This is a genomic window from Actinomyces sp. zg296, assembly GCF_009829695.1.
Lineage (GTDB): Bacteria > Actinomycetota > Actinomycetes > Actinomycetales > Actinomycetaceae > Actinomyces > Actinomyces marmotae.
The window spans coordinates 209,443-224,076 of record NZ_VWPG01000003.1 but is presented as its reverse complement, the minus strand read 5'-3'; the positions used below and the strand labels follow the sequence as shown (position 1 = coordinate 224,076).

11 protein-coding genes are annotated in these 14,634 nt (G+C 72.2%); 9 read left to right on the top strand and 2 right to left on the bottom strand.

The genetic code is table 11. From position 1 onward, the window contains the following. Positions 1 to 11: 11 nt before the first annotated feature. The 6 genes from GVV76_RS03275 (at position 12) to GVV76_RS03250 (ending at position 8,656) form a co-directional block, all read left to right on the top strand. A complete protein-coding gene (locus GVV76_RS03275; protein ID WP_159624920.1) occupies positions 12 to 1,400 on the top strand; it encodes a sn-glycerol-1-phosphate dehydrogenase in 1,389 nt (462 codons plus the stop codon). Between the two features lie 82 nt (positions 1,401 to 1,482). Continuing rightward, positions 1,483 to 3,213: a ribulokinase gene (locus GVV76_RS03270; RefSeq protein WP_236263185.1), complete on the top strand. Its 1,731-nt coding sequence runs from the start codon at positions 1,483 to 1,485 to the stop codon at positions 3,211 to 3,213. Positions 3,214 to 3,287: 74 nt separating this feature from the next. Continuing rightward, positions 3,288 to 4,232: a sugar-binding transcriptional regulator gene (locus GVV76_RS03265; protein WP_159624918.1), complete on the top strand. Its 945-nt coding sequence runs from the start codon at positions 3,288 to 3,290 to the stop codon at positions 4,230 to 4,232. A 23-nt stretch (positions 4,233 to 4,255) separates the two neighbouring features. After that, entirely contained in the window at positions 4,256 to 4,891 is a 636-nt protein-coding gene (locus tag GVV76_RS03260) for an amino-acid N-acetyltransferase (RefSeq protein WP_159624916.1), read from the top strand. Positions 4,892 to 5,115: 224 nt separating this feature from the next. Next, the gene (locus GVV76_RS03255) at positions 5,116 to 6,171 is read left to right on the top strand and encodes an A/G-specific adenine glycosylase (RefSeq protein ID WP_236263183.1); all 1,056 of its coding nucleotides are present in this window, start codon (positions 5,116 to 5,118) and stop codon (positions 6,169 to 6,171) included. 1,285 nt (positions 6,172 to 7,456) lie between these two features. Continuing rightward, positions 7,457 to 8,656: a hypothetical protein gene (locus GVV76_RS03250; protein ID WP_159624914.1), complete on the top strand. Its 1,200-nt coding sequence runs from the start codon at positions 7,457 to 7,459 to the stop codon at positions 8,654 to 8,656. 25 nt (positions 8,657 to 8,681) lie between these two features. Here the strand turns inward: GVV76_RS03250 and disA are convergent, their stop codons facing one another. Beyond that, positions 8,682 to 9,743, bottom strand: coding sequence for a DNA integrity scanning diadenylate cyclase DisA (gene disA / locus GVV76_RS03245; protein ID WP_159522195.1), 1,062 nt, complete (start codon positions 9,741 to 9,743; stop codon positions 8,682 to 8,684). A 187-nt stretch (positions 9,744 to 9,930) separates the two neighbouring features. Next, a complete protein-coding gene (gene radA / locus GVV76_RS03240) occupies positions 9,931 to 11,346 on the bottom strand; it encodes a DNA repair protein RadA (RefSeq protein ID WP_159624912.1) in 1,416 nt (471 codons plus the stop codon). Between the two features lie 217 nt (positions 11,347 to 11,563). Between radA and GVV76_RS03235 the strand changes: the two genes are divergently transcribed. From GVV76_RS03235 to GVV76_RS03225, 3 genes are read left to right on the top strand one after another with little or no spacing between them, the layout of a single operon-like run. Continuing rightward, on the top strand, positions 11,564 to 12,613 hold the full coding sequence (locus GVV76_RS03235) for a siderophore ABC transporter substrate-binding protein (protein WP_236263182.1): 1,050 nt from the start codon (positions 11,564 to 11,566) through the stop codon (positions 12,611 to 12,613). 42 nt (positions 12,614 to 12,655) lie between these two features. Next, positions 12,656 to 13,603: an ABC transporter permease gene (locus GVV76_RS03230; protein WP_235904930.1), complete on the top strand. Its 948-nt coding sequence runs from the start codon at positions 12,656 to 12,658 to the stop codon at positions 13,601 to 13,603. Next, complete coding sequence (locus GVV76_RS03225; protein ID WP_159522201.1) at positions 13,600 to 14,616, top strand: iron chelate uptake ABC transporter family permease subunit; 1,017 nt, start codon at positions 13,600 to 13,602, stop codon at positions 14,614 to 14,616. The genes GVV76_RS03230 and GVV76_RS03225 overlap by 4 nt, the downstream gene beginning before the upstream one ends. Positions 14,617 to 14,634 lie beyond the last annotated feature (18 nt).

Below are 14,634 nucleotides of genomic sequence, written 5' to 3'. Positions count from 1 at the left end.
AAGCACGATCCATGACACAGTTCTCGAACACCGACCTCATCACCCGGGCCCTTGCCACCGCGACCGATACCAGGCGCATTGCCTTTGGCGACGACGCCCTGGGCGCCACGGGCCCCCTCTTCGCCGATCTGTTCCCCGGCAAGCGGGCCATCGTCGTCGCCGACGAGAACACCTTCGCCGCGGCGGGCCGGCCCGTGGTGGACTCCCTGGCGGCCGCCGGGGTCGAGGCCATCGAGCCCTGCATCTTCCCCGGCACCTCGACGCTCTACGCCGGCTATGAGAACGTCGAGATCCTGCGCGAGCGCATCAGGCCCTTCGAGGACGCCATCGTGTGCTCCATCGCCGCGGGCACGCTCAACGACATCGCCAAGCTCGCTTCCGGGGAGCTCTCCCGCCCCTACATGAACGTGTGCACCGCCGCCTCCGTGGACGGCTACGCCTCCTTCGGGGCCTCGATCTCCAAGGACGGCTTCAAGATCACCCGCGGCTGCCCGGCCCCCGCGGGCCTCGTGGCGGACCTCGGCGTCATCGCCGCCGCCCCCAGGCGACTGACCGCCACCGGCTACGGCGACCTCATCGAGAAGATCCCCGCCGGGGCCGACTGGGTGCTCGCCGACGAACTCGGCATCGAGCCCATCGACGACGACGTGTGGGACCTGGTCCAGGGCCCGCTGCGCGACGCCCTGGCCGACCCCGGGCGCATCGGAGCGGGAGACCCCGGGGCCATCAGGGGCCTGGCCGAGGGCAACATCATGTCCGGGCTGGCCATGCAGGCCGCCCAGTCCTCCCGACCCGCCTCCGGGGCGGGGCACCAGTTCTCCCACGTGTGGGAGATGGAGGGGCACGGCCTGGACTGGGAGCCGCCGCTGTCCCACGGCATGAAGGTCGGCATCGGCACCATCGCCTCCTGCGCCATGTGGGAGGAGATCCTGAGCCGCGGACCCGGTTTCGTGGAGGCGATCGACGCCGACGAGGTCGTCGCGCGGGCCCGCGCCGATGGGGAGATCGAGGCCGCCGTGCGCCGGGCCCTCATCCCGCGCATCGCGCAGGAGGCGGTGGGGCACGCCGTCGGCAAGAACCTCACCGGTGACGCCCTGCGTGAGCGCATCACCGCCATCAAGAGGGCCTGGCCGCGCGTGGTCGAGCGGGTCCGCCCCCTGCTCATGAGCCCGCAGGAGGTGGCCGACCGCCTCAAGGCCGTGGGCGCGCCCTACCATCCCGAGATGATCGGGATCGACATGGGGCGCTTCCGAGCGACCCACGCCAAGGCCCAGATGATCCGGCCCCGCTACACCATCCTTGATGCCCTGACCGACCTCGGGCTGCTCGACGACGTCGTCGACGCCCTCTTCTCCCCCCAGGGCTACTGGGGGCGCCACCCCCACGAGGAGCGGGGCTGACCGCCGGCCGAGACCCGGCAGCACGCGGGGCCCGCTGGGCCCCTGACCGACCACCCACCGTGACCCTGAATGCGAAGGAGCGATGAGCACCATGACAATCACAGGAGCGCCCTCCAGGAACGGGGCCTGCACCCTGGGCCTCGACTTCGGCACGCTGTCCGTGCGCGCCGTCGTCACCCGCGTATCCGACGGCGAGATCCTCGCCGATGCCGTGAGCGAGTACGCCACCCCGATCATGGACCGGCGCTTAACCGCAGGTGACAACCGCGAGCTGCCCCCGGAGTTCGCCCTCCAGGTGCCCGGCGACTACCTGGAGTCCATGTGTGCCGCCAGCGCCGCCGCCGTGCGCGCCTCCAGGGTGAGTAGCGCCGACATCATCGGGGTGGGGCTCGACGTCACCTCCGCCACCGTCGTCGTCACCGATTCCGACGGCGTGCCCATGTGCGACAAGCCCGAATTCGCTAACAACCCCCACGCCTACGTCAAGCTGTGGAAGCACCATGGGGCGCAGGGCCAGGCCGACCGCATCGTCGAGCTCGCCAAGAAGCGCGGCGAGGCCTGGCTGCCCCGTTACGGCGGCATCCTGTCAGCCGAGATGCTCCTGCCCAAGGCGCTGGAGACCCTCGAGAAGGCCCCTGACCTCTACGCCGCTACGGCAGAGATCGTCGACATGCTCGACTGGCTCACATGGCGCCTGACCGGAACCTTGGCCTACTCGGCCTCCGATTCCGGCTACAAGCGCATGCTCCAGGACGGCGTCTACCCCTCCGAGGAGCTCCTCGGCGCCCTCAACCCCGACTTCGCCGACGTCTACGCCACGCGCATGAGCCACCCGATCGCCCCGCTCGGAACAGCCGTGGGGGGCCTGAGGGCGGAGTACGCCCAGGCCTTCGGACTGCGCGAGGGCACCCCCGTGGCCGCGGGCAACATCGACGCCCATGTCCACGCCGCCTCGGTCAACGCGGTTCGCCCCGGTCAGCTCACCGGGATCCTCGGCACCTCGACCTGCTGGGTCCTGCCCGCTGAGGAGTGCGTGGAGGTGCCGGGCGTCTTCGGCGTCGTCGACGGCGGCATCTCCGAGGGCACATGGGGCTACGAGGCCGGTCAGAGCGCGGTGGGAGACTCCTTTGCCTGGTTCATCGAGAACAACGTGCCGCGCTCGTACTTCATCCAGGCCGAGTCCGAGGGCGTCTCGATCTTCGCGCTCCTGGCCCGCCTGGCCGCCGAGCAGGAGATCGGCGAGCACGGCCTGGTGGCCCTCGACTGGTGGAACGGCAACCGGTCCCCACTGGTCGACTCCCAGCTCACCGGCCTCATGATCGGCCAGACGCTCGTGACCCGCCCCGAGGACCAGTACCGCGCGCTCCTGGAGTCCACCGCCTTCGGTGCCCGCGTCATCATCGAGAACTTCGAGTCCCACGGCGTGCCCGTCACCGAGGTGCGCGTTGCCGGCGGCCTCATCAAGGACGGGTTCCTCATGCAGATGTACGCCGACATCACCAGGAGACCCCTGCTGACCGCCTCCACCATCCAGGCCGGGGCCCACGGCTCCTCGATCTTCGCGGCCGTCGCCGCCGGCGCCCACCCGGACCTGCCCGCCGCGGCGACCGCGATGGGCGGCGTCTCCGAGAGGATCTACGAGCCCAACGAGAGCGCGGCGGTTCAATACGATCGCCTCTACGAGATCTACCGCCATCTCCATGGGCTCTTCGGGCGCGGGGACGAGACGATGCACGCCCTCAAGGCGCTGCGGGCCGACGCCCTGAGGCGCCGGGCCAACGAGCCCGCGCCGGGCGAGGCCGGCCGGCACTGAGCGACGCGCATGGCGCTGCGCGGCGCCCGGCGGGACCGGGGCCGCGCAGCGCCCGGAGCCTGGGGAGGATGATGATGACTGACTCAGAGCGCGAAGCCCTCATGCTGCGGGCCGCCGAACTCTACTACTACGAGCGCCTCACGCAGGCGGCCATCGCCGACCGCCTCATGTGCTCGCGATGGACCGTCGGGCGCCTGCTGGAGGAGGCCCGGGACTGCGGGATGATCACCATCTCGATCGTTCATCCGAACGCCCGCGACCGTCCCTTGGAGAACCGGCTGCGCGATGCCTTCGGCATCGCCGACGCCATCGTCGTCACTTGCGATGAGGAGGCGCGGACCGCCCGGCGCATCGTCGCCTCCGCGACGAGCGACTACCTCACCGGGCTGCGCCCGCGCCCGGCGACCCTCGGTGTGTCCTGGGGGCGCACCGTCGCGGCGGTCGCCCAGGCCATGCCCGAACGCTGGACGAGCGGACTCAAGGTCTACCAGGCCTTCGGCGGGCTCATCCGCTCCGATGACGATGACGACGTCATCGGGCGATCGATCAGCCTCATCGCGCGCAAGGGTCAGGGGGTCGGGCGCCTCCTGCCCGCCCCGGCCTTCGTGCGCGACGTCGAGCTGGCCCAGCGCCTGCGCCAGGAGCCGAGCATCGCCCGCACGCTGCGCGACGCCGCTGGCGCCGACACCATCCTCTACTCGCCCGGGGCGATCCGCGACGATTCCATCCTCGTGCGCTCGGGATACCTCAAGAAGGGGGTGATGGAGCGACTGCGCGCCAAGGGGGCGGTGGCCGACTTCTTCTCCCACTTCGTCGACTCCCGCGGCGCGCCCGTCATCCCCGAGGTGGAGGACCGCGTCATCTCCATCGGCCTGGAGGCGCTCGCCGGGCCGGGCCGGCGGATCATGGCGGGCCACGGGCCGGACAAGGCGCTGCCGATGCGCGTGGCCCTCGCCGCCGGCTTCGCCACCGCCGTCGTCACCGATTCAACCACGGCCTCCGCGATCCTGGCGCGCTGAACGAGACTGAGTAGGGTGGATCGGTGACCCCCGTGAAAGAGCCCAAGCCTTCCCACGCTCAGGCGCCCGCTGCAGGCAATGGATCGGGCGCTGCGCCGGGCGGCCCGGCGGCTGAGCGGGAGAGCCTCCCGATCCTGCGGCCCGCTCGCCCGGCGGACGTGCGCGCGATCGCCGAGCTTGTCCGGCCCTTCGCCGAGAGGCGGATCCTGGTCGCCAAGGACCTCATCACCTACTTCGAGGACATCCAGGAGTTCACCGTCGCCGAGCTGCCCCCGGTGCCGGGGACCGCACGCCCCACGGGCATCGAGCCGGGGCGGATCGTGGGCTGCGGCGCGCTGCACGTCATGTGGGATGACATCGCTGAGGTCCGCACCCTGGCGGTGGACCCCCGCCTCAAGGGGCGCGGCGTCGGCTCGGCGCTGCTGCGCGCCCTCATCATCAGGGCGCGCTCCCTGGACCTCAAGCGCCTGTTCTGCCTGACCTTCGAGGTCGGCTTCTTCAACCGGCACGGCTTCCAGGAGATCACGGGGACGCCCGTGGGCACCGATGCCTTCGCCGAGATCGTCCGCTCCCATGACGACGGCGTCGCCGAGTTCCTCGATCTGGCCCGGGCCAAGCCCAACACCCTGGGCAACACCCGGATGCTCCTGGAACTCTGATCCGCTGCCAGGCCCTGACCGCGATCGCCAACGCGCGGCGTGGTCGTGGAACGTCCCACGGGGACGCGCCGGCGAACCGTCCCGTTGGCGAACCCGCCGCCCGGGCCCTGGCGCCCAGGCCCTGGCGCCCGGGCAACCCCGCTGCGCGGGCAGCCCCGTCCCGCGGGCCCTGACGCCCGGCTCATGGCCGCTGGGCCGCTACGATGCGGGCCCAGGAGGCACGCGTGGATGGAGCAAGAGGATCGGGCACCCTGAGCCGCGGGATCGCCCAGGCCCCAGATGGCGCCGGGAGCCCCATGGGCAGCGCCGATAGCGCTGGCTCCACCGGCTCCACCGGCTCCACCGGCAGCGCTGGCTGCCCTGGCGGGGTCACTGGGGGAGAGGACGCCGCCTCAGAGATCATCGCCTGGTACCGCCACCACGCCCGCGACCTGCCCTGGCGCCGTCCCGGAACATCGCCCTGGGCGATTCTCGTCAGCGAGGTCATGAGCCAGCAGACCCCCGTCGCCCGAGTGATCCCGGCCTGGCAGGAGTGGCAGCGCCGCTGGCCGGGGCCCGCCGAGCTCGCCGCCGCCCCCACCGCTGACGTCCTGCGGGTCTGGGGCCGCCTGGGCTACCCCCGCCGGGCGCTGCGCTTGAAGGAATGCGCCGACGCCGTCGTCGCCGAGCACGACGGCGCGCTGCCCGCCCAGCGCGACCTCCTCCTGGCCCTGCCCGGCGTGGGGGAGTACACGGCCGGAGCCGTGATGGCCTTCGCGTATGGGCGCCGCGCCCTCGCCCTGGACACGAACGTGCGCCGGGTCCTGGCCCGCAGTGCCGGCGGGGAGGCGCTGCCGGCCCCTCATCTGGGCCGCGCTGAGCGCGATCGCGCCGAGCGCCTCCTGCCTCATGACGATGCGACGGCGGCCCAGTGGTCCGTGGCCGTCATGGAGCTGGGGGCGCTGGTGTGCGTGGCGCGTGAGCCCGATTGCGGGGCCTGCCCCTGGAGCCAGCGCTGCGCCTGGCTCGCCGCGGGGCGTCCCGGCGACGCGCATGCGGGGCGGCGTCGGACCCAGGCCTGGGCGGGCACGGACCGCCAGGCGCGGGGCCTGGTCATGGCGGTCCTGCGGGAGGCGCCCGAGGGGCGAGGCGTCGTCGCCGAGGTGCTGCTCGCCGCCGCCGCGCGCGCGGCCAGGCGGGGGAGCGCCGATGCCGGGCAGCCCGGCCGAGCACTGGCGGGCCTCCTGGCCGATGGCCTCATCGCCACCGACGACGCCGGCGCCAGCTATCGCCTGCCGTGAGCGGGGCGAGGCGGGTGAGGAACCGGCCTTTCCCGCTGCGTGGGCCGCGTGCCCTGAACAACTCCGGGAGTTTCGAACGCGTCCGGCCTTCCCCGCTGCGTGGGCCGCGTTTCGTCGCGGGAGTCGCCGTCGTTGTGTCCGCCCGGCTTTCCCGCTGCGTGGGACGCGTGCTGTTGCGCGGTGGCAATTTCCGCGCCTCCGCGGTGAGGGCGTTCAGCGGGCATCGTGGGGATCCATGTTCGTCCCCCTGCGCCCCGCAGCGGTCCGACTGCGGGTTCTTGTCGCGATACCAGTGAGATCAACATGCCGAAACTGGGCGGTCATGGGTACGGCCCGAGCCGTTCGAGTGGCCAGGGGTGGAGCGGCAGGTGGCGGCCTGGGCAGCGCTGGGCGGTCTTGAGCTGCGCTGGGTGGTTGTGGGCCGCGCTGGGCGGTCTCGAACTGCGCTGGGCGGTTGTGGGCATTAAGTAGCGCTGGGCGGTTTTTGGCGGTGCTGGGCGGTCTTGAGCTGCGCTGGGCGGTCGTGGGCGGCGCTGGGACGTTGGGAGCATCGCGGGGAGCGCTGCTTTCAACGTCCCAGCGCTGCCCAAAACGGTCAGGTGCTTCTCAAGAGCTCCTAGTGCTGCTCAAGACGCGGGACTCACCTCGGGGAGGACCGGGACGCCGATCCCCATCCAGGGGCCTGGGCGTTCCGGCTCGCCCGCCCACCAACGACGCCGTCGATGCCCACCCCGTGACGGGCCGGGTGAAGAGCGCCGCGCCGAAGGACATGACCCGACAAGCGCGCAAGAGCAGCCGACCCTGGCGCGGTGGAGCGAGTCTTGGGGTGCCCGGTCGGCGTGCGAGGGGGCTGGGACAGGCGGCCGACTGGGTGGGGTGCTCTCGGGTGGGGTGCTCTCGGGCGGGGCAGGATTCGGGATACGCGGCCGACTGGGCGGGGTGCTCTCGGGCGGGGCAGGATTCGGGACACGCGGCCGACTGGGCGGGGTGCTCTCGGGCGGGGCAGGATCCGGGCGGTACAGTCGGCCGCATGGCACAGGGACGCGGAGGGGGCGGTGGAGGCAGCGGTGGCGCTGCCAAGGGCCGGAAGAGCGGCCGACCGCGCCCCGCGGGCTCGGCGCGTTCTTCAGGCCGAGGGGCCGGAAGCGGGCGCGCACCCGGCTCGTCATCCCCGTCGCGGGGATCCTCCTCGGGGCAGCAGGCCCGCTCAGCCATGAGCGGAGGGGGCGCGCGCGCCGGGTCCGGCTCTGCTCCCAAGCGCCGTCGGGCAGCCTCCTCCCAGCGAATGAGCGCTGCCACGGGGCGCGCCAAGGGCCACCGCTCCGCTCCGTCGCCCGGTCAGGGAGCGCGCAAAGGGCGCTTGGACCGCGCGGCCGACGCCCTGAGCACCCAGCGCCATCCGCGCGCGGGCGCCATGGGCGCGGTGAGGGGGCTACTCGCCTCCCTCGCCTCCCGTTCCCAGGACCGCAAGGCCCCCGGCCTCTCCTCACCTCGCGCCTCTTCCTCGCGATCCGCCGGCCCGCGATCCGCCGGCCCAAGAGCCGCGGGCGCGCGAACGGCGGGCGCGGCCCGCTCCTCCGCGGCCCGCTCCTCCTCGGCCGGGGCCTCCGCGGTCAGGGCCTCCGGGCGGCGCTCCGGTGCGAGCCCCCGGGGCGGCGCCGGGCGCGCAGCGGTCAATGGCGGGGGAGTCCCACGGGGCCCGCGCGGGGCCCGCGGCCAGCGCCCCGTGCCTCCGCCCCAGCCCCGCTACTGGCTGCGCCGGCTCAGCCTGCTGGGCGCTGTCGTCCTCCTCCTGCTGGCGCTTGTCGTGGGCATCGTCCAGGCCGCCTACGCCGTCCGGGACCAGATTCGTGAGCAGGACCGCCAGCAGGCCGCCGAGCGGACGGTCACCCCCTACCCCGCCCCGCGGGCCTGCGCAGCGGACGCCCTTGGCGTGTCGGTCAGAGCCCCCGAGGAAGTCGCCCCCGGCGCGGGCATGAGCGTCGAGGTCACTGCGACGAACAACGGCGCCGACGCCTGCCTCCTCGATCTGGGCGGCCAGTCGCTGGGCGCCCGGATCACCTCCGGGGGAAACCCGGTGTGGGCATCGGACACCTGCTCGCCGTCGGCCGGCAGCCGCCTGCTCCTCGTCAAGCCCGGTGCCTCGGCCTCCGCCACCATCACCTGGGACGGGCGGCGCAGTGGGTCCAAGTGCGTCCCCGCCGCCCCGACGGCGACCGCCACCGGGACCATGGCGACGCCCACCACCACTGCCTCGGAATCACCCAGCGCGACGCCCTCCCAGGATCCCGCCGTGGACCCGAGCGCTTCCCAGGGCGCCGCTCCCAGCGCCAGCGCCGACCCCGCCGCCACTCCGACGCCGTCGGCCTCGCCCCTGGCCCCCGCCCAGTCCGACGGGGACGTCGCCACCACCGGGGTCTACAAGCTCCAACTGCGCCTGGGCGACGCCAATCTTGGCGACGAGAGGGTGTTCGTCGTCAAGTGACGCGGCCGCTCGCGAGCGCCGCGCCTCAGCGCTCGTTGAGGGAGACCTCGGCGAGGCGGCTCAGGCCATCGCGCAGGGTGCGGGCGCGGCGCGGCCCGATGCCCTCGACGGCCTCGATCTCCTCGCTCGACGCCCCGAGGATCCCCTGCAGGGACCCCCAGTGGTCGACGACGGCGCGGATCGCCACCAGCGGCAGCCGCGGGATCTTGGACAGCAGGCGCAGGCCCCGTGGGGAGATGGCGGCGTCGAGCTCCTGGCCGTCCGGGCCGCCCAGGCCCATGGAGCGGGCCACCATGGCCAGGTCGAGCAGCGCGGGAGAACCCACCCACTTCAGTCGCGCGTCCACGGTGGCGACCTCGAGGCTGTCGGGCAGGTAGTCCGCCAGGAGGAAGTCCCGCTCGGCCATCAGGCCTCGCGTGAGCTCCTCGAGTTGCAGATCGAGCAGGCGGCCGTCGGTGCCGAGCTCGAGGACGTAGCCCTCGATATCCGAGGCGATGCGCCGCACCATCTCAAGCAGTTGCAGGACGCTGGTGACGTCGCGGACGGAGACGATGTCCTCGATCTCCAGGGTGTTGAGCCCGGAGGTGGTCTGGGACAGGCGCGTCGTGTAGCGCTCGAGGGTGGCCAGGGCCTGGTTGGCGCGGGCCAGGATCGACTCGCTGGGCTCGATGACGCGGCGCTTGCCATCGATGTACAGGGAGATGATCTGCATCGACTGGCTCACCGAGATGACCGGGTAGCCGGTCTGGCGGGCCACGCGCTCGGCGGTGCGGTGCCGCATGCCCGCCTCCGCGGTCTCGATCGAGGCGCTGGGCAGGAGCTGGACGTTGGCGCGGCGGATGCGGGTGGCGGTGGAGTCGATGACGACGGCGCCGTCCATCTTCGACAACTCGCGCAGCCGGGCCGCGGAGAGCTCGGCGTCGATCTGGAAGCCTCCCGAGGAGATCTCCTCGACCGTCTCGTCGTAGCCGATGACGATGATCGCGCCGGTGCGGCCGCGCAGGACGCGCTCCAAGCCGTCGCGCAACTCGGTGCCGGGGGCGACGAGGGAGAGGGTCTCACGCATGAGACTGCTCGTGTCACTCATCAGTGCTCCTGGTCGGGCGCTCGCTCAATGGGTGAGTGGCGCTGTCGTGGCTGATCCTCGGCAATCGTAGTGGCCGGGTGGCGGCCCGCCTCGGCAAGGTGTTGAAGACCACGGGTTCCGACGCCGAGTTGTTGCCTTCCCGGATCATCGCCGCCCGTCTTCCCCGCCCCGCGCGGATGGGCCGGCCTCAGCCGCGGGGGAGCGCCGCGCCGACGGCCTCGCCCACATGGCTCACCGGCAGCACCCGCATGCCGGGCACCTCCCGCAGCTCCTGGGAGCCGGCCAGGGGGACCAGCGCGCGGTCGAAGCCGAGGCGCGCCGCCTCCGCCAGGCGCCGCTGGATGCCGACGGTGGCCCTCACCTCCCCGGTCAGCCCCACCTCCCCGAAGGCCACGAGCCCCGGTGGCGTGGGTACGCCCTGGGCCGCGGAGACGATGGCGATCGCCACCGCCAGGTCCGTGGCCGGCTCGACGGCGCGCGCCCCGCCGACAGTCGAGACGTAGACATCCGAGCCGCTGGCGTCCACCTTGAGCCGGGCGGCCAGCACGGCCAGGCCCATGGCGACCCGCGCGTGATCGACGCCGGAGGTGGTGCGGCGCGGCGACCCGGCTCCGGTGGCGGCCACGAGGGCCTGGATCTCCACGGGCATGGGCCGGCGCCCCTCCAAGGTGACGGTGGCGCAGGTGCCCGGCACCTCGGATCGGGCGGCCGATAGGAAGAGCCCGGAGGGGTCGGCCAGCCCCACGATGCCGCGCTCGCCGAGGTCGAAGCAGCCGACCTCATCAGTGGGCCCGTAGCGGTTCTTCACCGCCCGCAGGAGCCGCAGGCGGGCGTGGCGGTCCCCCTCGAACTGGGTGACGACGTCCACCAGGTGCTCCAGGACGCGGGGACCGGCGATGCCGCCGTCCTTCGTCACGTGGCCGACGAGGAGCACGGGGATCCCCCGCTCCTTGGCCACCGCGATAAGGGCGCCGGCCACGGCCCGCACCTGCGTCACCCCGCCCGCCGAGCCATCGACGGCGGCCGAGGCGATGGTCTGCACCGAGTCGACGACGAGCAGCGAGGGGGAGGCCTCCTCCACATGGCCCAGCAGCGCGCCCAGCTCCGTCTCCGCCGCGAGGAGCAGGGCATCATCGATGGCCTCGATGCGCTCGGCGCGCAGGCGCACCTGGGAGGCGGATTCCTCGCCGGTGACGTAGAGGACGGGCCCCTCGCCGCGCTGCCGGGCGACGGTGGCCGCCTTGGCGGCGACGTCGAGCAGGAGGGTGGACTTGCCGACCCCGGGCTCGCCTGCCAGGAGGACCACGGCGCCCGGCACGATCCCGCCGCCGAGCACCCGGTCCAGTTCTCCCACCCCGGTGGGGCGGGCCCGGGCCGCCTCCGCGCTGACCTGCCCGATGGGGCGGGCGGGGGAGGAGGGGCGCGCCGCCGGCACCGCCCGCGTTACCCCGGAGCCCCCGAGCGCGCCCGCGACCTCCTCCAGGGTCCCCCAGGCGCGGCACTCCCGGCACTGGCCCAGCCACTTGGGGCTCGACCAACCGCACTCGGAGCAGCGGTAAGAGGGCTTGGGCGCCTTGACGGAGGAAGCGGTGTTGCTCGGCATGCCCCGAGAGTATCCAGGGGCTCTGACACGAATGGTGGACGCCCCGGGACTCGCTCCGATGCCGATTCGCATGTGGGGGCGGTCCAGTCAAGCCCTGTCGCGATGGAGAGGCTGAGGTAAGCCTCACCTTTTAAAACCCGGTTCCCTCAGGCATTATTTCTCTGCCGCGCACCGCTGGCCTCCGCTTACCGCTGATTTCTACTGAGAAGGATCTCCCGTGGCCCCTCGCCGACACCTCGCCGCACCGTATCTGCTCACCCGCCGTGGAGCCCTGACCGGGGCCGGCGCGCTTGGCCTGGCAGCCGCTCTGGCCGCCTGTGGCTCTAAGAAGGAGAGCGGCTCGCAGGCCGCCAGTAGTGCCTCCGCCGCGGATGGCTCGGCGGCGCCCAGTTCGGTCAGCATCGAGGACAACCACGGCACGGTGAAGGTCAGCCTGCCGCCGGCGACCGTCGTGTCCACCGACAACCGCACCTTCGAGGTCCTCGCCAACTGGGGCGTCACGCTCGCCGCGGTTCCCAAGAAGATCATCCCGTCGACCATCACCGCCTACTCCGGCAGCGACGTCGTCGACCTCGGCAACCACCGCGAGCCCGACTTCGACGCCCTGATCGCCGCCGCGCCCGACCTCATCATCATCGGCCAGCGCTTCACCCAGCACTACGACCGCGTCGTCAAGGACAACCCCGAGGCCGCCGTCATCGACCTGGAGCCCCGCGAGGGCCAGCCCCTGGACGCCGAACTCGGCCGCGAGGTGAGCGCGCTCGGGCGGATCTTCAACAAGACCGCCGAGGCGGACAAGCTCATCGCCGACTTCCGCTCCGCCATCGAGAGGGCCAAGGGCGCTTACGACGCCTCTCACAAGGTCATGGCCGTCAACGTCTCCGGGGGCAACATCGGGTACGTCGGCCCCGGCAAGGGGCGCACCTGGGGCCCGGTCTTCAACCTGCTGGGGCTCACCCCCGCCCTCGAGGTCCCGGGTGCCACCAATGACCACCAGGGCGATGACATCTCCGTGGAGGCCATCGCTGAGGCCAACCCCGACTGGATCCTCGTCCTCGACCGCGACGCGGCGATCAAGGCGAACGACCCCGCCTACGTCCCGGCCAAGGACGTCATCGCCGGCAATGCCGCGCTGCAGAGCGTCACCGCGGTGAGCAAGGGGCAGATCGTCTACGCCCCCGCGGACACCTACACCAACGAGTCGATCATCACCTACACCGAGATCGTCAACTCCATCGCCGACGCCTTCTCGGGCAAGGCCTCCTGAGTGGCGCTGGCACCGGGCGCCGGTCGGGCGACCCGCCCCCCACTGCTCGGGCGCGGCCAACTCATCGGCCTCGCCGTCGTCCTCGCCCTGCTCGCCGCGAGCCTGGCCACCGGCGAGTACTCCATCCTCCGCGGGGCCGACGGCGCCCGGCTGTTCCTGGATGTGCGCGTCCCGCGCACGGTCGCCCTCGTGCTCTCTGGCGCGGCGATGGCCATGTCGGGGCTCGTCATGCAGGCCCTCACCCAGAACCGCTTCGTGGAGCCCACCACCACGGGCACCACGGAGTGGGCGGGATTGGGGCTCCTGGGGGTCACGATCCTCCTGCCGAACGCCACGGTGCTCACGCGCATGGTCGGGGCGGTGACGGCCGCCTTCGTCGGCACGATGATCTTCTTCCTCATCCTGCGCCGAATCAGCCTGCGATCCTCCCTGCTCGTGCCCATCGTGGGCATCATGCTCGGCGCCGTGGTCAGCGCGGTGTCCACCTTCATTGCCCTCGAGGCCGACGCCCTGCAGGCCCTGGGCGTCTGGTTCCAGGGCTCCTTCACCTCGGTCTACCGCGGCCAGTACGAGGTGCTGTGGATCGTGCTGGCCGTCGTCCTCGCCGTGTTCATCTACGCCGACAGGCTCACCGCGGCCGGCCTGGGCGAGGACGTGGCGACGACGATCGGCCTGGACTACCGGCGCGCCGTCATGATCGGCACCGGCCTCATCGCCATCGCCACAGGGGTGGTGACGGTCGTCGTCGGCTCTCTGCCCTTCCTGGGCCTCATCGTCCCCAACATCGTGTCGATGCGGCGAGGTGACGACCTGCGCTCGAACCTGCCCTGGGTCTGCCTGCTGGGCGTCGGCATCGTCACCGTGTGCGACCTCGTGGCGCGCACGATCATCGCCCCCTTCGAGGTGCCGGTGGCCGTCATCCTCGGGCTCCTCGGCGCCGCGGTCTTCATCGGCCTCATCATCGGCCAGGTGAGGAGGGGGACCGTATGAGCGCGACCCAAGAGCGGCGCTCCGGCGCCTTCGCCTCGCGGGCCGACCGGCGCCGCTGGTGGCTCCTCTTCCTCGGCATCACAGCACTGGCGGCGGCCTGCGTCGTCGGCCTCGTCCTCTACGGCAACCCCGCGGTCGTCGGCTCTCGCGGGTTCTGGAGGATCGTCGACCGCCGCATGGACGCGGTTATCGCCATGGCGGTGGTCGCGCTGTGCCAGGCCATGGCCACCGTCTCCTTCCAGACCGTCACCGGCAACCGGATCCTGACCCCCTCGATCCTCGGATTCGAATCGCTCTACCGGGCGATCCACACCACGACGATCTTCCTGTTCGGCGTCGCGGGCCTCAACGCCGCCCGAACCACGAGCATGTTCCTGCTCCAACTGGCCCTCATGATCGGGCTCAGCCTCATGCTCTACTCCTGGCTGCTCCTGGGCTCGGTCAAGGGCCTGTACCCCATGCTGCTGGTGGGCATCATCATCGGCGCGGGCCTGGGGAGCCTGTCCACCTTCATGCAGCGCCTGCTCACCCCCAGCGAGTTCGACGTGCTCACGGCCCGGCTCTTCGGCTCCGTCAACAACGCCGACCCCGACTACTACCCGGTGGCGATCCCTCTCGTCCTGGGGGCGGCGGCGCTCTTGTACGCCTTGTCCAAGCGCCTCAACGTCCTCGCTCTGGGGCGCGACACCACGACGAGCCTCGGCGTCGGCCATGCCAGGATCTCCCTGGCCGTCCTCGTGCTCATCTCCGTGCTCATGGCCACCTCGACCGCCCTCGTCGGCCCCATGACCTTCCTCGGCTTCCTCGTGGCGACCCTCGCCTACCAGCTCTCGCCGACCTACGACCACCGCTACGTCTTCCCCATGGCCGTCAGCCTGGCCATGCTCACCCTGTGCGGCGCCTACTTCCTCATGAGGAACGTCTTCTCCGCCCAGGGGGTCGTATCGATCATCATCGAGTTCGTCGGCGGGGCCCTCTTCCTCATCGTCCTACTGCGCCGGGGTCGGCTGTGAGCCCCCGGATGAAGGAGA